The organism is Ensifer sesbaniae (genome assembly GCF_013283665.1).
Lineage (GTDB): Bacteria > Pseudomonadota > Alphaproteobacteria > Rhizobiales > Rhizobiaceae > Ensifer > Ensifer sesbaniae.
In genome coordinates, this window is the sequence record NZ_JABEKU010000001.1 from 745,938 (window position 1) to 765,985 (window position 20,048).

Genomic DNA, 20,048 nt, shown 5'->3' on the forward strand with positions numbered 1-20,048 from the left:
ACCGGGTCAGAGGAAACGAGAAACATGACCGAGCGATCGATTGAACATTCGAGCTTTACCATCGAGCGCAGCTTCAAGGCGACGCCGGAGCAGGTGTTCAGGGCGTTCTCCGAGCCGGCTGCAAAGGAACGTTGGTTCGTCACTGCTGACGGCTGGCCGGTGGCCGAATTCAGCCACGACTTCCGTGTCGGCGGCCGCGAAAGCGGTCGCTTCAGCCAGGACGGCGAGACGATCTACTGCGACGACACTGTCTATCTCGACATCGTCGAGAACCGCCGGATCATCTTCGCCTATACGATGACAGAGAACGACAGGAGGATTTCCGCCTCCATCGCCACGGTCGATATCCGGCCTGAGGGTCGTGGATCGCGCCTTGTCTTTACCGAGCAGGCCGCCTTCCTCGATGGGCTCGACAAACTCGAATACCGACGTGAGGGCTGGGAACGGTTGATCGACGCGCTGGCCAAGGAAGTCGGCGAGACGGCTGCGGCGGCCTGACGGCTGTCAGGTTTTCGCAGGGAAACTGAGGTATTCCTGAAGCGCGATCCGGTCTTCCGTTGATGCTTCAATGCATGGCCGCGATCGCGCTGCCGGCAATTCCCATGGAAAAGAACGTGAGGCAGACGGCGGCAATCCGGCGCGGCAGATGGGATGTCGACAAACCTTTCGACATCTGTACCAGCATGGCGCCGGCGCCGATCCAGCTCGCTCCGACGGCGACGATCAGCAGTGAGAAGCCCGCGATCCAGTGCCAGACGGCTGCCAGTCCGGTTTGCGGCAGCAGCACCAGCGCGACGATCAGCGCCTTCGGATTGAGCAGCGTCGTGACGAAGACCTGACGGATGGAGATGACGACACCTTCGCTGCGCTCGGCATCGGTGGTCCAGAGCGCATAGGCGAGGTAGAGAACCCAGCAGGCGGCGACGAGCCTGAGCGCAAGGCCGAGCTGCGGATGGGCGGCGAGGAATGGCGCCAGAAGCGCCACGGCCGGAATGATGACGGCGAGATAGCCGCCGAGCTCGCCGATCAGCAACGGCAGCGAACGGCGGAGCCCGACTGAGGCGCCGGAGAGCCAGAGCAGCGTGTTCGTCGGGCCCGGCGTTGCGAGCAGGATCAGGGCGGCAAGGGCGAAGGCGAGCGGTTGCATATCGTTGGACCTGGTTTCGTGGCCGTTATCGCCGTCTTGTAGCAACCGCGCAAGCGCCCGGTCTTGATCTCCATCAAGCGCGCTCCGATCCTTCCAGGAAACCATCCCAAGAAATCGCTACAACCGGCCGCGGAACACCCCTTCCGCGTGTATCCCGGTCGCGCTATCAGACCGTCGCTGCCGCTCTTCTTCCCGCCGGCGCGATCGAGGCTTCCATGAACAAGACCGTCCTGTCAGGCATCGTCATGACGACGTTTTCCTATTTCCTGTTCTCGTTGCAGGACGCGTCGGTCAAATGGCTCGTCGACGGCTATTCGGTCTGGCAGATCCTGTTTACCCGCAGCATCACCATCCTCGTGCTTTGCCTGGTCATTGGCCGCGGCAAGCTGGTGCGCAGCGCCGTCGCGTCCCCGGTGATCAAGCCGCTCTTCGTGCGCAACCTGCTGCTGCTCGCCGCCTGGCTCTCCTATTTCAACGCGGCGCGCGATCTCGGCCTCGCGGAGATGACGACGCTCTACTATGCCGCGCCGATCATCGTGACGCTGCTCGCCGTGCCGATGCTGAACGAGGACGTCCCGCCGATCCGCTGGTTCGCCGTTTTCGTCGGCTTCGTCGGCGTGCTCATCGCCTGTGATCCGCTCGGCACCGGCATGAAGCTGTCGCTGCCCGTGTTCCTGGCGCTCACCGCCGCCGTCTTCTGGGCGATCGGCACCGTCATGCTGCGCAAGACCGCGCTCCAGGAAACGACCTTGGTGCAGATGACCATCTCCAACGTCTTCTTCATCGCGATGACCGGGCTTGCCGTCGGCTTCTTCTGGACGCCGCCGGCGCTCTTCGACGTCGCCCTGATGGCGGGCACCGGCGTCATTGCCGGCATTGGCCAGTTCGCGCTGTTCGAGGGCATGCGTCGGGCGCCGATCTCGGTCATCGCGCCCTTCGAATACACCTCACTCGTCTGGGCCTTCGGCTTGGGCTTCCTGATCTGGGGTGACGTCCCGGCCGTCAACGTCTTTGCCGGCGCCGGCCTGATCTTCGCGGCCGGCCTGCTGATCATCGTCGGCGAACGCTTGGCGCATCGTCGCGCCGGTGCATCCCTAGACGGACGTACTGTCGATCAGACCGCCTCAGAGGTCGTGTAGCGGCGCTCCACCGTTTCCTCCTAGATGCGGAGACCTTCGCCTGGACGGACGTAAGCAACGACGCATGTCAGGCGGGAAAGCCGGGGCCTGAAACGAAAGCAGGCCCCGCGAGGGGGCCTGCTTCCTTCGGTGAACTTGGCTTACGCCGCCTGCTTCTTCTCGCCATAGGGGTCGTAGCGGCCGTAGAAGGTCTCGCCGCGTTCGGCCATCTCCTTCAGGAGCGCCGTCGGCTTGAAATGGTCGCCATAGTCCTTGGCAAGCTTCTCGCACATCTTGACGAAGGCCTTTACGCCCATGCCGTCGATGTAGGAGAGCGTACCGCCGGTATAGGGCGCGAAGCCGAAGCCGAGGATCGAGCCGACATCCGATTCGCGCGGGTCGGTGACGATGCCTTCTTCCATGGTGCGGGCGGCTTCGAGTGCGATCGTCGCCAGGAAGCGCTGCTTCAGTACCTCGACATCGATCTTGTCGGCGTCCTTCTGCGGATAGAGCGTCTTCAGCTCCGGCCACAGGTACTTCTTGGCGGGCTTCGCCGGGTACTCGTAGAAGCCTTTGCCGTTCTTGCGGCCGCGACGGTCGAGCTCGTCGACCATCTTGTTGATCAGCGCCATGTGCTTGGGATCGACGGCCTTTTCGCCAAGGTCGGCGACGGTGGCCTTCAGGATCTTCTGGCTGAGATCGATCGCCACCTCGTCGTTGAGCGACAGCGGACCAACCGGCATGCCGGCCATCTTGGCGGCATTCTCGATCATCGCCGGCGGCACGCCTTCGATCAGCATGTCATAGGCTTCGTGGATATAGCGGAAGACGCAGCGGTTGACATAGAAGCCGCGGGTGTCGTTGACGACGATCGGCGTCTTCTTGATCGCGGCGACATAGTCGAGCGCCGTGGCGAGCGCCTTGTCGCCGGTTTCCTTGCCGAGGATCACTTCCGTCAGCATCATCTTCTCGACCGGCGAGAAGAAGTGGATGCCGATGAACTGGCCGGGGCGCTTGGAGTTCTTGGCAAGGCCGGTGATCGGCAGCGTCGAGGTGTTGGAGGCAAAGATCGCGTCTTCGGCAATCACCGCTTCCACCTTCTCGATCACGTCCTTCTTGACCTGGCGATCCTCGAACACCGCCTCGACGACGAGGCCGGCGCTCTTGAGGTCGTTGTAGTCGGCCGACGGCGCGATGCGGGCAAGCAGCGCTTCGCCCTCTTCCTTGGTCAGACGGCCCTTGCCGATCGAATCCTTGACCAGGCCCTCCGAGTGGGCCTTGCCCTTTTCGGCCGCTTCCATGTCGCGGTCGATCAGCGTGACGGGGATGCCGGCGGCGGCCGTCACATAGGCGATCGAGGCGCCCATGAAGCCGGCGCCGACGACGCCCACATGCTTGAACTCCGACTTCGGCACGCCGGCCGGGCGGCGGGCGCCCTTGCCGAGCTCCTGCATCGAGATGAACAGCGAGCGGATCATCGAGAAGGCTTCGGTCGTCTGAAGAATCTCGGTGAAGTAGCGCTGCTCGATCTTGAGCGCCGTATCGAACGGCACCTGCAGGCCTTCATAGACGCATTTCAGGATGGCGATGGCGCCCGGATAGTTGCCGTAGGTCTCGCGGCGCAGAATGCCGGAGGCAGCCGGCCAGAGTTGGGCCGAAGCCGGCGTCCAGATACCGCCGCCCGGAACCTTGTAGCCCTTCTCGTCCCAGGGCTGCACCGGCTTCAGGCCGTTCTTGATCATCGCCTTGGCGGCGTCGACCAGCTTGTCGGCGTCGACGACTTCGTGCACGAGGCCGAGCGCCTTGGCGCGCGCCGCCGTCAACGACGAGCCTGTCGTCATCATTTGCAGCGCATCCTGCGCGTTGGTGAGGCGCGGCACGCGCTGGGTGCCGCCGGCGCCCGGGAAGATGCCGACCTTGACCTCGGGAAGCGCGATCTTCACCGATTTCGAATTGGATGCGACGCGGCCGTGGCAGGCGAGCGACAGCTCGAAGGCGCCGCCCATGCAGGTGCCGTTGATCGCCGAGACCCAGGGCTTGCCCGAGGTTTCGAGCTTGCGGAAGAGCCCGGTCATGCGGCCGACCAGGTCGAAGAGCTTCTGGGCGGCGTTATCCGGATCCTTCTTCTTCTCCTCCTGCTGGAACGTGAACATCGACTTGATCATCGACAGGTCCGCGCCGCCGGAGAAGCTCGACTTGCCAGACGTGAAGACGACGCCCTTGACCGCAGCGTCGGCGGTGGTTGCGTCGACGATGGCGTTGAGCTCTTCCATTACCTCCTGAGTGAAGACGTTCATCGACTTCTCAGGCATGTCCCAGGTGACGAGCGCGATGCCGTCGGCGTCGGTCTCCATCTTGAAATTGGTGTATTGCGTCATGGTTCTCCCCCTCAGTAGAGAATGGGTTCGATGCGCAGCGAGATGTTCGATCCGCCGCTGTAACGTTGTTTGCTGGTGTTGGTGGCGATCAGCCGTCCGTCGCGCTCGACGCGGATGGTGAAGCCCGCGTCGACGGCCTTGTCGAGCTCGGGCTTCGGCACCTGCAGCACGAAGGGTACGCGGGTAGCCTTGCCGTCGCTGACGACCGATGTCTCGGCGATCAGCTTGGCGGCGGCGTCCGCCACGCCCTGGTCCTCGAGCCTTATGGTGACGGTACCGGCCGGAACCGGTCCGCTGGCGACATTGGTGATCGCACCGGTGAGCGTGAAGCTATCGCCGCCCTCTTCCTCGTCGGAGACGCAGCCGGCGGCTGCAAGCAGCCCCAGGCCCATCAGTCCGAGAAGCGTGCGGCGCATCCCGTCCATCGTCAGACCCTTTCGATGACCGTGGCCGTGCCCATGCCGGCGCCGATGCACAGTGTCACGAGCGCGGTGTTGAGATCGCGGCGTTCCAGTTCGTCGAGCACGGTGCCGAGGATCATCGCGCCGGTGGCGCCGAGCGGATGGCCCATGGCGATCGCGCCGCCGTTGACGTTGATCTTGTCGTGCGGGATGTCGAAGGCCTGCATGTAGCGCAGCACGACTGCGGCGAAGGCTTCGTTGAGCTCGAAGAGATCGATGTCCGACAGTTTCATGTCGGCGCGCTTCAGGAGCTTTTCGGTGACGTCGACCGGGCCGGTCAGCATCAGCGCCGGGTCGGAGCCGATATTGGCGAAGGCGCGGATGCGGGCGCGAGGCTTCAGGCCCATGCTCTCGCCGCCGGCCTTGGAGCCGAGCAGCACGGCTGCGGCACCGTCGACGATGCCGGAGGAGTTGCCGGCATGGTGCACGTAGTTGATCTTCTCGATTTCCGGATGCGCCTGGATGGCGACGGCCTCGAAGCCGCCCATCTCGCCCGGCATCTGGAACGACGGGTTGAGCGCGGCGAGCGCCTGCATGTCGGTGCCGGGACGCATGTGCTCGTCACGGTCGAGGATCGTCAGGCCGTTCTGATCCTTGACCGGCACGACGGACTTATTGAAGTAACCCTTTTCCCAGGAATGTGCGGCGCGTTTCTGGCTCTCCACTGCATAGGCATCGACGTCGTCGCGGCTGAAGCCGTATTTGGTGGCGATCAGATCGGCGGAAACGCCCTGCGGCATGAAATAGGCCGGCAGGTTGACCGAGGGGTCCATGAACCAGGAACCGCCGGACATGCCCAGGCCGACGCGCGACATGCTCTCGACGCCACCGGCAATGACGATGTCGTCGGCACCCTGGGCGATCTTGGCAGCGCCGAAGTTGACGGCGTCGAGACCGGAGGCGCAAAAGCGCGAGATCTGCATGCCGGGGGCGCGGGTCGAATAGCCGGCTTCGAAGGCGGCGGCCTTCGGGATCACCGAACCGGCATCCATCACCGGATCGACGCAGCCCATGATGATGTCGTCCACGGTCGACGTATCGAGGTCGTTGCGGTCACGCACCGCTTCCAGCATCTTGGCGGCGAGGCGCACGGAGGGCACTTCGTGCAGCGATCCGTCCTTCTTGCCACGGCCGCGCGGCGTGCGCACGTGGTCGTAAACGAAGACTTTCGTCATGTCTCATCTCCCTTTCGGCAGCACCGGAAGTGCCGCCAGTCAAAACATTTTAGATCGAGTCCGCGGCGAGATTAGAAAGCGGCCGCGTCGAGCGCCATCAGCGTGTCGGCACCGGTTTCGATGCGGGCTTTGCGCAGGGCCGTTTCCGGCAGGATCCTTTCCATGAAGAACGTCGCGGTGATCAGCTTGTTCTTCAGATAGTCTGCGCGCGCCGTTTCGCCAGAGGCAAGTTTTTCCTGCGCGGTCTTGGCGATCTTCGCCCACATGTAGCCAAGCACGACGAGGCCGAAGAGGTGCATGTAGTCGGTCGAGCCGGCGCCGGCATTGTCGGGCTTGGCCATGGCGTTCTGCATGAACCACATGGTGGCGGCCTGCAGGTCGTTGAGGCCCTTCTTCAGCGCCTTGGTATAGGCGGCGAGCTTCTCGTTGCTGCGGTTTTCCTCGCAGAAGTCGCCGATCTCTTTGAACAGCGCCATGACCGCACGGCCGCCGTTCAAGGCCAGCTTGCGGCCGACGAGGTCGAGCGCCTGGATGCCGTTGGCGCCTTCGTAGATCATGGCGATACGGGCATCGCGGACATACTGGCTCATGCCGTGTTCTTCGATGTAGCCGTGGCCGCCGAACATCTGCTGCGCCATGACGGCGTGGTCGAAGCCCTTGTCGGTCAGGACCCCCTTCAGGATCGGCGTCATCAGACCGAGGATGTCATCGGCCGTCTGGCGATCGGTTTCGTTGTCGGAACGGTGGGCGATGTCGGACTTCAGCGCGGTCCACAACGTGAAGGCGCGGCCGGCTTCGTTGAAGGCCCTGATCGTCATCAGCGTGCGGCGGACGTCCGGATGCACGATGATCGGGTCGGCCTTCTTGTCCGGTGCCTTCGGGCCGGAAAGCGAGCGGCCCTGGATGCGGTCGCGGGCATAGTTGGCGGCGTTCTGGTAGGCGACTTCCGCGATCGAGAGGCCTTGCATGCCGACGCCGAGGCGGGCCTCGTTCATCATCACGAACATGGCGTTGAGGCCCTTGTTCTCTGCGCCGATCAGATAGCCCTCGGCTTCGTCATAGTTCATGACGCAGGTGGCGTTGCCGTGGATGCCCATCTTGTGTTCGATCGCGCCGCAGGAAACGCCGTTGCGTTCACCCGGTTCGCCGTCGGCATTCAGCTTGAACTTCGGCACGATGAACAGCGAGATGCCCTTCACGCCTTCCGGTGCGCCCTCGATGCGGGCAAGCACCAGGTGGATGATGTTTTCCGACATGTCGTGTTCGCCGGCGGAGATGAAGATCTTCTGGCCGGAAATCTTGTAGGTGCCGTTACCAGCGGGCACTGCCTTGGTGCGCAGCAGGCCGAGGTCGGTGCCGCAATGCGGTTCGGTCAGGTTCATCGTGCCGGTCCAGGTGCCGGTCACCATCTTCGGCAGATAGGTCTGCTTCTGTTCGTCCGAACCGTGAACGAGGATCGCGGCGATCGCGCCCTGGGTGAGGCCCGGATACATGGTCAGCGCCATATTGGCCGAGGACATGTATTCGCCGACGGCGGTGTGCAGCGTATAGGGCAGGCCCTGGCCGCCGAATTCCTCGGGAACGGCAAGGCCGAGCCAGCCGCCTTCACGATAGAGATTGAAGGCTTCCTTGAACCCCTTCGGCACGCTGACCGATGCGTCGTCGTGGCGCTTGCAGCCTTCCTGGTCGCCGGAGAGATTGATCGGGAACAGAACCTCTTCGGCGAGCTTGGCGGCTTCACCAACGATTGCTTCGATCATGTCGGGCGTCGCGTCGGCGAAGCCCGGAAGGTTGTTGTAGCGTTCGATGCCGAGCACGTCGTTCAGGATGAAAAGGGTGTCGTCGACTGGAGCCTTGTAGATGGGCATTCTTTCCTCGCCTTTGGTGCTTCGGGCGTCTCGTCGTCGACGCCCGGTTGCAGATGCCGGATGCGCCGCCCTCCTCTAGGGCGCCGTGCGTTCGGACGAACGTAGAAGGGACGCCCTAGCACTTTGATTCTAGAGCATCTTTCCGCTTCCAGTGATGGCACGTGAAAGCGGGATGCCCTAGGCGGTCTCGCATCGTTGGTAGGATGCTACAAAATTTTGACGTTTGCGTAAACGTCAAAAATTGCGGGTTGCGAAGTTTCGTCGCGAGCACCGGGGAGCGGAAAGCGGGGCGGAGACCCGCGCTCGCGGCCGATCCTGCCAAATCGTTAAAAAATCGGGGCAGATTAACGGCTTGTTTACCACGTTTCATGAAAGGTGCGTGTTGAGATGGTCGAAGTCGCAACGAGTCCTGGCGTCGTGTCGTTGTAGCTTTGCCCACGTCGGAAGCGCCACAGGGGTGAAGAAAGCTGTTTTCTTCCGTGACGACTTTCGAGATGGCCGACGACAGGGGCGAAGAACACCATGAATGGATCGCGATCAAATCCTCAGCGCGCAGGCAGCCAGTCCTATGGCGAGCGGCCGTCGCTCGACGCCTTGAACCGCACCATCGAAGGACTCGAGGCGCGGATCGAAGGCCTGATGAGCGGCGCGGCCCGCGACGCGGCGCCGAGGCCGCCCGAGCGCGAGCGCCTGCCGGCCCGCGAACCAGCCAGAGAACCGGTAACGCCCCGCGATGCCGTCGCCGAAATCATGCAGCGCCAGCGCAGCCTCAGCGCTTCGCGCGAGCGCCCGTCCTTTCGCGACCGGCTGCCGCAGCGCGAGCCGGAACGTTATACCCCTGAGCGCCCCATCTCCGACCGCTTCGTCGACGAGCCGAGCCGGCAACCGCTTCACAGCCAGCCGCAGCGTCCGTCGTCGGCCGTCAACGATATTGCCGAAGCGCTGGTCGGTCTGCGCCAGGATCTCAAGCGCGACATCACCGACGGGCTGACGCGCGAGATGAATTCGCTGCGGTCCGAAATTCGCGGCATCAAGGCCCAGGCGCAGGATCACAGCTTCGCCGAAGACGTGCGCGGCGACATGCAGCGCCTCGCCGACAGCATCCAGCAGCTCGGCCGCCAGGCTTCCCCGGCCCAGGCCGACGCGCTGCGCGGCGACTTCGATGAACTGCGCGCCATGATCGACGGCCTGGCGCGTGAAGACAGCATGCGCCGCATGGAGAGCCGCTGGAACGGCGTCGAGGACCGGTTGATCGCGTTTGACCAGAACCGTGACGACGAACTGGTGGCGCTTGCCTATCGGCTGGACGAGATCAAGTCGCAGATCGGCTCGCTGAAGAACAGCTCCGCCGTCGACGCGCTGGAAGACAAGCTGATCGCCGTTGCCCAGGCGATCGAAATGCTGGGCCGCCAGATCCAGCCCGACGACCGTCGTCTCGTCTCGCAGTTTGCCGATCTCGACAGCCGGCTCGACGAGATCAGCCGCGCCATCGCTGCCAACAGCCGCACGACGACCGGTCTCGACGGTGGTTTCGTCAATCGGCTGGAAAGCCGGCTCGGCGACCTGTCGCGCCAGATCGACAACCTGTCGCGCCCGAGCGATTCCGGGCTCGGCGCACGCCTGGAGGCCTTGACGGCCCGGGTCGAGGACCTCGCCAGCGAAAAGGCTGCCGCCCGGCTGGAGGAACGTCTCGACCAGCTTGCGCTGCTGATGGAGCGCAGCAACAGGACCGCGCAGGCGGATCTCGGCGATTACCTGTCGGACATTTCGCGCAAGATCGAGGCCCTGGATCAGGGCAGCGTCAACGACGCACTGGCCGAACGGCTCGACTATCTGGCACGCCGGATCGACGAACTTGATGCCCATGGCGGACAACCGGCATCCGACCCGCGCTTCGACCGCCTGGAAGATCGGCTGGTCGGCATCGCGCAGCGTCTGGAAGAGACCCACGCTGCTCCGTTCGACGATCGCGCCGCCCTGCAGAACCTCGAAGCGCAGATCGCCAATCTGTCGACGCTGGTCAGCCAGCCGCGCGCCGATGTCGCTGCAAGCGCAATGCCCGCCGATTTTGAAAACCGCATGAGTGCGCTCGAGGATTACCTCTCGACCAGCGACGAATACATCGTCGAGGCCGCCCGCCAGGCGGCCGAAGCTGTGATGGAAGCCTATGCCAAGAACGGCTCTCCCCGAGGCGCCGGCGGAGATCTGGCCGCCATCTCGGCGCTTGCCAAGGATCTTCGCACGCTCGAAGACCTGAGCCGATCCAGCGAAGAGCGCACGGCGCGCACCTTCGAGGCGCTGCACGAGACCCTCGTGCAGATCGCCGACAAGCTGGAGCGCATCGAAAATCGCGAGCCGGCAATGCCGGCACGGGCTGGAACGCCGGTGCTGCGCGAACCTGCACAGATGTCCACGGCCGCACAGCCGGAATTCGACGATCCCTTCGGCGGCAACGATCTCGACGACCGTTACGAGGATCTGCAGCGCAACGTCCGCGCCTTGCAGGCCGAAGATCAGGCTGTGGCCGCGCAGACCGGCGAGCCGGCAACGGCTTTTGCCGATGAACAGCAGGTCTCGACCGTTGAAGTCGAAGACGTGCGCGAACCGGCCGCGGCAGCCCGCACCGGCTTGATTGCCGGTCTCACCCGGCGTTTCTCCGGCAAGCGGTCCGAGCAGGCACCGGAGCAGGCCCGGCAGATCGTCGAGCCGACGCCGTCGATCGATCCCTCCGAAATGCTTGCGCCCGAAGAGGCCAATCAACTCCTGGAGCCGGGTTCCGGCGTTCCCGACGTCAAGAAGATCCTGGAACGCGTGCGTGCCGGCCAGATGAGCAAGGCGGGCGTTCAGCCTGCCGATGGCGACAAGTCGGATTTCATCGCCGCCGCCCGCCGTGCCGCCCAGCTCGCGGTCGAAGAAGCCGACACCCTGAACAGGGTGGGTCAAGGCGGCAAGACCTCCGTCATCGGCGGCGCTTTCGCTCGCCATCGCCGGCCGATCCTGATGGCCGTCGGTGCGGTGCTGCTGGCAATCATGTCTTACCCGCTGGTCAGCAACATCCTGAAGAAGCACGAGACCGCACCGGTGGAGCCGGCGGCGATCATCGAGCAGCGGGCGGTGCCGGAATCGCGCGAAAACAAGATCGTAGATGACCTCCTGCCGCAGACGGCGGCCGTGACCCCGGCTGCGACCCCCGTCACGGCATCCGAGACCGCTGTCGCTGCGCCTCTCGATTCCGTCGAAGCACCAGCGAAGGTACCCGAAACTTCGATCTCGGTACCGGCAACCGCCGTGCCGACGACCACCATTGCGACGCCGGCCGAAGAAAAAGCACCGATGCTTGTGCCGGCCGCAGAAACGAAAACTGCTTCGCCGGCCTCCGAATTCCAGCCGACGTCGGTCGGCAACGCACCCGCCGATGGCGCTGCTGTTGTCAGTTCGCCGGCCGATGGCGCGGCGGTGACGGCACTGGTGACGACGGCTGCACCGAGCGAGATCGTGCTGCCGGAGGGTTTCGGCCCGGCGGCTCTGGTGACGGCCGCCAAGGGCGGCGACCCGCTTGCCTTCTTCGAAATCGGCGCCCGCTTCAGCGAGGGCCGCAGTGTACCTGAAAACATGGCGGAAGCCGCCAAATGGTATCAGCGCGCCGCAGACGCCGGCGTCGTTCCTGCGCAGTACCGTCTCGCAAGCATGTATGAAAAAGGCATGGGCGTAACGCGTGACGCCGCGAAGGCCAAGGCGCTCTATCTTTCCGCCGCTGGCCAGGGCAACGCCAGCGCCATGCACAACCTTGCGGTGATGCTGGCGAGCGGCCGCGATGGTTCGCCTAACTTTGCCGAGGCAACGAAGTGGTTCGCAAAGGCTGCCGAACTCGGTATTCGCGACAGCCAGTTCAACCTCGCCGTTCTCTATGCGCGGGGCAACGGCGTGCCGCAGGACCTGACCGAATCCTACAAGTGGTTCTCGGCCGCCGCCCGTGAAGGCGATATGGATGCCGCCGCCAAGCGTGACGAAGTTGCCAAGGCGATGAAGCCTGAGCAGCTCGAAAGCGCCAAGGCAAAGGCCGAGGCCTGGAAGGCGCAGCCGGTCGACGCCAAGGCTAACACGGTCGATGTTCCGGATGCCTGGGTTGGCCCGGCCAACAAGACCGCCAGCGTCGACATGACCAAGGCGGTCCGCAACATCCAGGCAATCCTGAACAACAACGGTTTCGATGCCGGCAAGCCGGACGGCCAGATGGGCAAGAAGACCGTGGCTGCCATCAAGGCCTTCCAGAAGTCGGTCGGCCAGGAACCGACGGGCGAAATCACCGAACAGCTGGTCAAGGAATTGCTGAAGCGCAATTCCTGAACCTTGGGCTTGCGCCGTAATAAAGCCGCAGAGCCGGGCGACACGGGTTGCGGGTGGCGAAGTCCTCTGCCATGTGGCTGAAAAGGTTGAAATGTCAGGCCTGCTGCATAATTCCTTAATCGGAATCAGGCTAGGAAAGAACTGATGCAGCAATCAAGGTCCGACCGTGACCTTGGCACGTCCTGGTGGAGCGCAACGCTGCAGGAGTGCATGACGGAGGCCGCCTCGCCCTCGGGAGAGGTGCCGGCCTTTCGAATAATCCCTCATTCGTGGTGAGTTGCTTGCCACATTAACCGGTTTGCCCGCCTTGCGGGCCATTGGCATATCGAGGACCCGGCGTGACGATCTATCTGCCCATCGCAGAGTTGTCGGTGAACATACTCATCATTCTCGGTATGGGCGCAGCCGTCGGCTTTCTTTCCGGCATGTTCGGCGTCGGCGGCGGCTTCCTGATCACGCCGCTCCTGATGTTCTATAATATTCCGCCCGTCGTGGCGGTGGCGACCGGCGCCAACCAGGTGGTGGCCTCGTCGATCTCGGGCGCGATCACGCATTTTCGGCGCGGCACCATCGACATCAAGCTCGGCACGGTGCTCCTATGCGGCGGTCTTGCCGGAGCGACGGTCGGCGTCTGGCTGTTTTCGCTGCTGCGCCGCCTCGGCCAGCTCGATCTGGTGATCTCGCTGCTTTACGTCGTTCTGCTCGGTACCGTCGGCGGGCTGATGCTCTGGGAGAGCATCGCCGCCATGCGCAAGGCCGCCAAGAACCAGGCGACGACCCTGCGCCGCCCCGGCCAGCACAACTGGGTGCACGGCCTGCCGCTGAAGGTGCGCTTCAAGAAGTCGAAGATCTATCTGAGCGTCATTCCGGTGATCGGCCTCGGCTTCTGCATCGGTATCCTGACCTCGGTCATGGGCGTCGGCGGCGGTTTCATCATGGTGCCGGCGATGATCTATCTCCTGCGCATCCCGACCAACGTCGTCGTCGGCACGTCGCTGTTCCAGATCATCTTCGTCTCCGCCTATACGGTCATCGTCCAGGCATCGACCAACTATACCGTCGATATCGTGCTCGCCTTCGTCCTGATGATCGCCGGCGTCATCGGTGCGCAATATGGCGTGCGCGTCGGCCAGAAGCTGCGCGGCGAACAATTGCGTGCGCTGCTGGCGCTCCTCGTTCTTGCCGTCGGCATTCGTCTGGCGATCGAGCTCGTCATCCCGCCGAAGGACATCTATTCGGTCGTATCAGCGGGGTTCGGTTTCTGATGATCCGCTTCGCTCGCACAGCCCTCGTTCTTTTCGCCTTTGCCCTGGCGGCGCCGGCCGATGCCGCGCTTCAGGATGAAAACGCCGACCTGACGGAAAAGCTGGAAATCGGCATCTCCAGCGACGAGATCGCCATCACCTCGGATTTTCGCGGCGCGGATCTGACGATCTTCGGCGCTGTCGACGGCTTCGACCAGGGGCTACTGGCCCAGGGCAGGTACAACATCATCGTGACCCTCGAAGGCCCGAAGGACAATGCGACAGTGCGCAAGAAGGAGCGCGTCTTCGGCATCTGGGTGAACACCAGCTCCATGACCTTCGAGCTGGTGCCGGAATCCTATTCGCTGTCGTCGACGCGCGATATCGAGACGATCGCGCCGCCCGGTGAGATGGGCAATATGGGCATCGGCGTCGATCACATGCGGCTGGTGCCGCTCGGCTTCGTCGGCGACGGCAGCAATCTCGGCGAGTTCCGCAACGCTTTCCGCCGCATCCGTGAGACGAGCGGCGTCTATGAACGCGATCCGGGCGGCGTGCAATTCATCAGTGCCAGCCTGTTCAAGGCTTCGGTACGCCTACCGGCCAACGTCCCGAACGGTGTCCATGTGGTGCGTGCCTATCTCTTTCGCGATGGCGTCTTCGTTGCCGCCAAGGCGCTGCCGCTACGTGTCGTCAAGACTGGCCTGGAACAGTTCATTACCCAGGCAGCGCATCAGCAACCGCTTTTCTACGGCCTCGTTGCCGTGCTGCTCGCGGTCGTTACCGGCTGGGGCGCGAGCCTCATCTTCCGCAAGGAATAGTTTGGGGCAGGAGGTGGCCTTGCGTTTCCTTTTTCCCGGCGCGCGTTTAAAGAAGGGGCGGTAGGATGTTTCAGGGATAAAGTACCGGGACATCCCTAAGATGTTGATCTGAAGCGCCGCGCCGAAGGGCGCAGGGTTCGAGAAAGCGGTGCTTGCGCTTGTGGCGGCAAGCGACGCGACACAGGCAGAGGAAGCCCGATGAAACCGATTTTTGTCCAGTTGCAGTGCGCTCCCGGCAAGACCTACGAGGTCGCTGACGAGATCTACCGCAAGGAAATCGTTTCGGAAATGTATTCGACGAGCGGCGACTACGACCTGATCATCAAGATCTACATCGAAGAAGGCCAGGACATCGGCAAGTTCATCAACGACAACATTGCCACGGTGCCGGGCATCTCGCGCTCGCTGACGACGCTGACCTTCAACGCGTTCTGACCAGGGCCGCGGCGGCGTGCGGACGCAACCGCAGGCTTTCCTCAAACGTCAGGCAATGAGCTTGGCAAAGCGGACCGAATAGATCCGATCGCGCCCGAGCATATGGGCGACAAGCTTGCTGCGATCGAAAAGGCCGGTCATGGCCCGATGCCTGAGGTCGAGCCCGCCGGTCGTGACGCCGAAGGCGGGCATCAGCATGCGCGCGCCATCCGTCGCAAAGCAGGCGCGGCGCACGGCCCTGTCGCGTCTCACCACCGTTGCTGCCGGGTGCAGATGGCCGGCGATTTCGCCGACGGCTTCGCCGCGCCTCGGCTCGTGCCGGAAGACGAGGCCCGCATGGCTGAGCTCGTCCATCGAGGCGCCCGGGAGCCCAAAGGCGCCGTCCGGGTCGTGATTGCCGTTGATCCAGACCCATTCGCGTCCATGTGCCATCGACGCGATCATGTGCCGGAAGGTATCCGGCATCACCGCCGAGCCGACGCGATCGTGAAAATTGTCGCCGAGGCTGATGACGAGCTTCGGGTCGTGACGGGCGATCGCTGCCTCCAGAACGCGCAGGGTCGCAAGCGTATCGTAGGGCGGCAACAGCATGCCGCGACGGGCGAAGGCGGAGCCTTTTTCCAGGTGAAGGTCGGAAACGACGAGCGTGCCCGTCTCCGGCAGATAGAGACCGCCGAGCGGATCGCAGATCGCCGCGACGCCGTTGATGACCGTCTGCGCCTGGAGGAGGGGGGCTGTCGCCGGAGCCGATAGGGTGTGAGCGAGGCGGTGCATGGTCACGGTCTCGCACGTTGCATGGTGAGGAGAATACCCCCCTCTGGCCTGCCGGCCATCTCCCCCACAAGGGGGGAGATTGACTCGCGGCTGGCCACTCGCTTCAACAAGAAATCGCATGCGGTCGGCGAAACTCCGGATGGATATGCGGAGCGTGCTGCACGTAATCTCCCCCCTTGTGGGGGAGATGGCCGGCAGGCCAGAGGGGGGTATGCCGCCGGACGCGACAGAGCGTCCAGAGGGGGGTAACCCGCCCAACGCGACAGACTGCTGTTTCTCAAAACGATCTTCCTATCGATCCACATCATGTCCGACGCCCATCGCCTCGTTGATCAGGTCGTCGGCGGCCTCCGAAAGCAGGAAGTCCTGGGCCTCGCCCTGAACCATTTCCTTGCCGATCTCCAGCATGACGGGCACCGCCAATGGCGAGATCCGGTCAAGCCGTCGATGGGTGATATGGCCCTTGATTCGCTTCAGCATATCCCCCAGCCGGGCGATGTCCAAAAGGCCCGTTGCCGCATCGTTGCGGGTCGCCTCGAGCAGCAGGTGGTCCGGCTCGTGCGCGTGCAGTACGTCATAAATGAGGTCGGCGGAAACCGTCACCTGCCGGCCGGTCTTTTCCTTGCCGGGATGACGCTGGTCGATCAGGCCGGCGATGACGGCGCAATTGCGGAAGGTGCGTTTGAGGAGAAAGGATTCGTTCAGCCAGGCCTCGAGGTCGTCGCCCAGCATGTCCTCATCGAAGAGCTCGGCAAGTGCGCCGCGGCGAAGCTCGAAGGTGGCGCCGAGGTCGTCGAGCGCCCAGACCGCCAGAGAGTAGTCCGTTGCCACGAAGCCGAGCGGCTTCAGCCCGGCGCGGTCGAGGCGCCGGGTGAGCAGCATGCCGAGCGTCTGGTGGGCCAGTCGTCCTTCGAAGGCATAGGCGACCATGTAGTGGCGGCTGCCGCGTGGGAAGGTTTCGATCAGGAGTTCGTCCTCGCGCGGCAGCATCGAGGCGTCCTTCTGCAGGGACAGCCAGTCGCGCACCTGTTCCGGCAGCGCTGCCCGGCGTGCCGGGTCGGCGAGCATCTTGCGCACTTGCTGCGCTAAATAGGTCGAGAGCGGAAACTTGCCGCCGGCATAGCTCGGCACCTTCGGGTCAAAGGTAAAGGCCTGGCTGACGAGGCATTCGTTCTCGCGGATGCCTTCGAAGCGCAGCACCTTGCCGGAGAACATGAAGGTGTCGCCTTGGGAGAGCATTTCGAGGAAATACTCTTCGACCTTGCCGAGCGACATGCCGCCGCGGCCGAGCGAGCCGCGCTGATTGCGCTTGACCAAACGCACGTTCAGCATCGGCGACTCGACGATGGTGCCGACGTTCAGCCGGTACTGCTGCGCCACCAGCGGATTGGAGACACGATAGAGCCCGTCCTTGGTCTTGCGGATGCGGGCATAGCGCTCATAGGTTTTCAGCGCGTAGCCGCCGGTCGCGACGAAGTCGATCACCCGTTCGAAGGTCTCCCAGGCAAGCGTCATATAGGGCGAGGCGGTGGTGATCTCGTCGTAAAGCGACAGCGGGTCGAAAGGTGCGGCGCAGGCCATGCCGAGCACATGCTGGGCAAGCACGTCGAGCGCGCCCTTGCCGACCGGCGGCGTGTCCTGCGCGCCGATATAGTTGGCGTCGAGCGCCGCCTGGCATTCCATCACCTCGAAGCGGTTGGCCGGCACCAGGATCGCCTTCGACGGTTCGTCCATGCGGTGGTTGGCGCGGCCGATGCGCTGGGCAAGGCGGCTTGCGCCCTTTGGTGCGCCGACATGCACGACGAGATCGACGTCGCCCCAGTCGATGCCGAGGTCGAGCGTCGAAGTGGCGACGACGGCGCGCAGCCGGTTCTCCGCCATCGCCGCCTCGACCTTGCGGCGTTGGGCGACATCGAGCGAACCGTGATGCAGCGCGATCGGCAGATTATCGTCGTTGATCGTCCAGAGCTCCTGAAACAGAAGCTCCGCCTGGCTGCGGGTGTTGACGAAGAGCAGGGTGGTGCCGTGCTCCTTGATCGCGGCGTAGACGTCGGCGATGGCATAGCGCGCCGAGTGTCCCGCCCAGGGCACGTGTTCCTCCGTCTTGAGGATGGATATCTGCGGCTTGGCGCCGCCTTCGACCAGGACCAGGCCGGCATGGTCGTTCTTATCCGGCGCCTGTGGCGCCAGCCAGCGCTGCAGATCCATGGGATCGGCGACCGTCGCCGAAAGCCCGATCGTCTGCAGCCGCGGCGCCAGCCGGCGAAGCCGCGCGAGGCCGAGGGACAGAAGATGGCCACGCTTCGAGGTGACGAGCGAATGCAATTCGTCGAAGACGACATAGCGCAGGTCTCGAAAGAAACGCGTCGCCTCGCCATTGGCGAGCAACAGCGCCAATTGTTCCGGTGTCGTCAGCAGGATGTCCGGTGGATTGAGCTTCTGCCGCTGCCGCTTGGCGGTCGGCGTGTCGCCGGTGCGGTTTTCGATGCGGACCGGCAGGCCCATTTCGCCGACCGGCTTCATCAGGTTGCGCTCGATGTCGACGGCAAGCGCCTTCAGGGGTGAGATATAGAGCGTGTGAATGCCGACGAAGGCGGAGCCGGGCGGGATCCTGCCGCGGCGGGTGAGATCGACGAGCGACGGCAGGAAACCGGCCAGCGTCTTGCCGGCGCCCGTCGGCGCGATCAGCAGCGTGCTTTCGCCTGCCTCGGCGCGTGCGAGCAGCTCGAGCTGGTGGGCGCGCGGCCGCCAGCCCTTTTCGCCGAACCAGCGTAGAAAGGGGGCGGGCAGGGTAAGGGCATCGCCCTGCAGCACTGGGGAATCGATCCTGTTCACGGAGAACAAAGGTAGATCAAATCCACCAAAAGAGAAGCCTGCAGGCGAGGCCACCAGTAACCGAGTTGACTCCTACCAATATGCTGAAGGCCGAGCAGGCCTATCGCGCCGAACTCCGGCGCGTGACCATCGCCAGCATCCTGGATGATTTGAACGCCAAGGATGACGGCAGCATTGCCGCAAGAACCAATGCGTTCCTTGCGATCAACGAACGCCGGTCAGCCATCGGCGCTTGAGATCGCTGCCACCCCAGCAGTTCTCTTCAACCCAAGGAGAAGTGCATGCAACCGCGTTCAATTTCGTCGAAGCTGCCCCGGATGCGTACAGGGCCGTTGCCGCGCTGGACAAGTACGTCGTCAAGGACTCCGGCCTGGAGCCTCGCCTCATCCACCTGATCATGCTGCGGGCGTCGCAGATAAACGGCTGCGCCTACTGCGTCGACATGCATGTGAAGGAGGCGCGCCATAGCGGCCTCAGCGAGCAGTGGATTCACCTGATCTGTACCTGGCGTGAATCGCCGATCTACGATGCGCGCGAGCGCGCCGTGCTCGCCTGTACCGAAGCACTTACCAACATAGCCCAGACGCGTGCGCCGGACGAAGACTTCGAGCCGTTGAAGGAACATTTCACCGAGGCCGAAATCACCAAGATTACGGTCGCGATCGGCGTGATCAACACCTGGAACCGGATCGCCGTCGGCTTCCGCTCCCAGCATCCGGTCGACGCGCCGGCAAAGGCCGCTTAGTCCTCGCGACGCTCTTAAAGCGCGATGTAGCGATCGGCGCGGTGGTTGATGGCCACGAACAGGTTCAAGACGACCGCGCCGAGCACCGACCAGGCGACGACGGTAGGCGACGTCACGCCGAAGGCGGCGACGAGAACGACCATGTCGATCGCAAGCTGCACGAGACCGGCGCGGATGCCGAAACGCTCCTGCAGGTAGATACCGAGAATGCCGACGCCGCCGAGGCTGGCGCGATGGCGATAGAGCGCCAGCAGGCCGTAACCGAGAAGCAGGCCGCCGAGCAATGCCGCCCAGGCAGGCTGGATCGTGCCGATCTGGAAGAGGCGCGACTGGACGTCGGTGAGGAACGAGGTGAGGCCGATTGCAATGAAGGTCTTGACCGTAAAGGCAGGACCAAGCCGCTTCAAGGAGAGATAGAAGAACGGCAGGTTGAGCAGGAAGAAAGCCAGGCCAAAATTGATGCCGAACGCGTAGTGCAGCAGGAAGGCGACGCCCGCCGTGCTGCCGGTCAAGAAGCCGGCGCTTGCGAGGAAGTAGAGGCCGAGGGCGGCGATCAGGCTGCCGGTGAAGATTCCCTGCAGGTCCTCGACCGGCGTGTGCCGGGTCGGGCTGGTGTTCCAGAGGCCGAAAACGCTGCTGATCTGAGCCATGGCAAAACCTCGATTGCGATGACTACAGCAATGCTGCAACGCACAACAAC

The 20,048-nt window shown here is 63.8% G+C and carries 15 protein-coding genes and 1 pseudogene; 8 read left to right on the top strand and 8 right to left on the bottom strand.

Translation table 11 applies throughout. The features are described from left to right. Positions 1 to 24 precede the first annotated feature (24 nt). Positions 25 to 498 (top strand): SRPBCC family protein, encoded by a 474-nt coding sequence (locus BHMPCIPO_RS03655; protein WP_173515507.1) that lies wholly within the window; start codon positions 25 to 27, stop codon positions 496 to 498. Between the two features lie 67 nt (positions 499 to 565). On the opposite strand, the gene BHMPCIPO_RS03660 is transcribed toward BHMPCIPO_RS03655, so the two are convergent. Further along, positions 566 to 1,147: a LysE family translocator gene (locus tag BHMPCIPO_RS03660; protein ID WP_173515508.1), complete on the bottom strand. Its 582-nt coding sequence runs from the start codon at positions 1,145 to 1,147 to the stop codon at positions 566 to 568. Between the two features lie 215 nt (positions 1,148 to 1,362). Here BHMPCIPO_RS03660 and BHMPCIPO_RS03665 point away from each other — a divergent pair, with 215 nt between their 5' ends. After that, positions 1,363 to 2,286 carry a DMT family transporter gene (locus tag BHMPCIPO_RS03665; RefSeq protein WP_173515509.1) on the top strand — a complete coding sequence of 308 codons (924 nt, stop codon included), beginning with the start codon at positions 1,363 to 1,365 and terminating at the stop codon, positions 2,284 to 2,286. 140 nt (positions 2,287 to 2,426) lie between these two features. On the opposite strand, the gene BHMPCIPO_RS03670 is transcribed toward BHMPCIPO_RS03665, so the two are convergent. The 4 genes from BHMPCIPO_RS03670 to BHMPCIPO_RS03685 form a co-directional block, all read right to left on the bottom strand. Further along, positions 2,427 to 4,643 carry an FAD-dependent oxidoreductase gene (locus tag BHMPCIPO_RS03670; RefSeq protein ID WP_173515510.1) on the bottom strand — a complete coding sequence of 739 codons (2,217 nt, stop codon included), beginning with the start codon at positions 4,641 to 4,643 and terminating at the stop codon, positions 2,427 to 2,429. Positions 4,644 to 4,654: 11 nt separating this feature from the next. Then, positions 4,655 to 5,068 (bottom strand): YbaY family lipoprotein, encoded by a 414-nt coding sequence (locus tag BHMPCIPO_RS03675; RefSeq protein ID WP_173515511.1) that lies wholly within the window; start codon positions 5,066 to 5,068, stop codon positions 4,655 to 4,657. 2 nt (positions 5,069 to 5,070) lie between these two features. Then, positions 5,071 to 6,279: an acetyl-CoA C-acetyltransferase gene (locus BHMPCIPO_RS03680; protein WP_173515512.1), complete on the bottom strand. Its 1,209-nt coding sequence runs from the start codon at positions 6,277 to 6,279 to the stop codon at positions 5,071 to 5,073. A gap of 71 nt (positions 6,280 to 6,350) precedes the next feature. Further along, positions 6,351 to 8,147 carry an acyl-CoA dehydrogenase C-terminal domain-containing protein gene (locus tag BHMPCIPO_RS03685; protein ID WP_173515513.1) on the bottom strand — a complete coding sequence of 599 codons (1,797 nt, stop codon included), beginning with the start codon at positions 8,145 to 8,147 and terminating at the stop codon, positions 6,351 to 6,353. Between the two features lie 522 nt (positions 8,148 to 8,669). Here BHMPCIPO_RS03685 and BHMPCIPO_RS03690 point away from each other — a divergent pair. From BHMPCIPO_RS03690 to BHMPCIPO_RS03705, 4 genes are all read left to right on the top strand, one after another. Beyond that, positions 8,670 to 12,494, top strand: coding sequence for a peptidoglycan-binding protein (locus BHMPCIPO_RS03690; protein WP_173515514.1), 3,825 nt, complete (start codon positions 8,670 to 8,672; stop codon positions 12,492 to 12,494). 338 nt (positions 12,495 to 12,832) lie between these two features. Further along, positions 12,833 to 13,759, top strand: a complete 927-nt coding sequence (locus BHMPCIPO_RS03695; RefSeq protein WP_173515515.1) for a sulfite exporter TauE/SafE family protein — start codon at positions 12,833 to 12,835, stop codon at positions 13,757 to 13,759. Next, positions 13,759 to 14,559 (top strand): TIGR02186 family protein, encoded by an 801-nt coding sequence (locus tag BHMPCIPO_RS03700; protein ID WP_173515516.1) that lies wholly within the window; start codon positions 13,759 to 13,761, stop codon positions 14,557 to 14,559. The genes BHMPCIPO_RS03695 and BHMPCIPO_RS03700 overlap by 1 nt, the downstream gene beginning before the upstream one ends. A 198-nt stretch (positions 14,560 to 14,757) precedes the next feature. After that, positions 14,758 to 14,994, top strand: a complete 237-nt coding sequence (locus BHMPCIPO_RS03705) for an Lrp/AsnC ligand binding domain-containing protein (protein WP_065774359.1) — start codon at positions 14,758 to 14,760, stop codon at positions 14,992 to 14,994. Between the two features lie 48 nt (positions 14,995 to 15,042). Here BHMPCIPO_RS03705 and pdeM read toward each other — a convergent pair whose 3' ends face one another. Both pdeM and BHMPCIPO_RS03715 read right to left on the bottom strand, forming a co-directional pair. Further along, positions 15,043 to 15,768 (bottom strand): ligase-associated DNA damage response endonuclease PdeM, encoded by a 726-nt coding sequence (gene pdeM, locus BHMPCIPO_RS03710; RefSeq protein ID WP_173515517.1) that lies wholly within the window; start codon positions 15,766 to 15,768, stop codon positions 15,043 to 15,045. Positions 15,769 to 16,059: 291 nt separating this feature from the next. After that, a complete protein-coding gene (locus BHMPCIPO_RS03715; protein WP_173515518.1) occupies positions 16,060 to 18,612 on the bottom strand; it encodes a ligase-associated DNA damage response DEXH box helicase in 2,553 nt (850 codons plus the stop codon). Between the two features lie 71 nt (positions 18,613 to 18,683). Here BHMPCIPO_RS03715 and BHMPCIPO_RS03720 point away from each other — a divergent pair. After that, a pseudogene (locus BHMPCIPO_RS03720) lies at positions 18,684 to 18,839 on the top strand (transcriptional regulator); the annotation flags it as partial. A gap of 41 nt (positions 18,840 to 18,880) precedes the next feature. Continuing rightward, positions 18,881 to 19,348: a carboxymuconolactone decarboxylase family protein gene (locus tag BHMPCIPO_RS03725; RefSeq protein WP_173515519.1), complete on the top strand. Its 468-nt coding sequence runs from the start codon at positions 18,881 to 18,883 to the stop codon at positions 19,346 to 19,348. Between the two features lie 14 nt (positions 19,349 to 19,362). On the opposite strand, the gene BHMPCIPO_RS03730 is transcribed toward BHMPCIPO_RS03725, so the two are convergent. After that, a complete protein-coding gene (locus BHMPCIPO_RS03730; protein WP_173515520.1) occupies positions 19,363 to 19,998 on the bottom strand; it encodes a YitT family protein in 636 nt (211 codons plus the stop codon). Positions 19,999 to 20,048: the final 50 nt, after the last annotated feature.

Bases quoted from the DNA above. Each gene is read 5' to 3' on its own strand.
- BHMPCIPO_RS03655 (WP_173515507.1), top strand. From the start codon at position 25: ATGACCGAGCGATCGATTGAACATTCGAGCTTTACCATCGAGCGCAGC.
- BHMPCIPO_RS03660 (WP_173515508.1), bottom strand. From the start codon at position 1,147: ATGCAACCGCTCGCCTTCGCCCTTGCCGCCCTGATCCTGCTCGCAACG.
- BHMPCIPO_RS03665 (WP_173515509.1), top strand. From the start codon at position 1,363: ATGAACAAGACCGTCCTGTCAGGCATCGTCATGACGACGTTTTCCTAT.
- BHMPCIPO_RS03670 (WP_173515510.1), bottom strand. From the start codon at position 4,643: ATGACGCAATACACCAATTTCAAGATGGAGACCGACGCCGACGGCATC.
- BHMPCIPO_RS03675 (WP_173515511.1), bottom strand. From the start codon at position 5,068: ATGGACGGGATGCGCCGCACGCTTCTCGGACTGATGGGCCTGGGGCTG.
- BHMPCIPO_RS03680 (WP_173515512.1), bottom strand. From the start codon at position 6,279: ATGACGAAAGTCTTCGTTTACGACCACGTGCGCACGCCGCGCGGCCGT.
- BHMPCIPO_RS03685 (WP_173515513.1), bottom strand. From the start codon at position 8,147: ATGCCCATCTACAAGGCTCCAGTCGACGACACCCTTTTCATCCTGAAC.
- BHMPCIPO_RS03690 (WP_173515514.1), top strand. From the start codon at position 8,670: ATGAATGGATCGCGATCAAATCCTCAGCGCGCAGGCAGCCAGTCCTAT.
- BHMPCIPO_RS03700 (WP_173515516.1), top strand. From the start codon at position 13,759: ATGATCCGCTTCGCTCGCACAGCCCTCGTTCTTTTCGCCTTTGCCCTG.
- BHMPCIPO_RS03705 (WP_065774359.1), top strand. From the start codon at position 14,758: ATGAAACCGATTTTTGTCCAGTTGCAGTGCGCTCCCGGCAAGACCTAC.
- pdeM (WP_173515517.1), bottom strand. From the start codon at position 15,768: ATGCACCGCCTCGCTCACACCCTATCGGCTCCGGCGACAGCCCCCCTC.
- BHMPCIPO_RS03730 (WP_173515520.1), bottom strand. From the start codon at position 19,998: ATGGCTCAGATCAGCAGCGTTTTCGGCCTCTGGAACACCAGCCCGACC.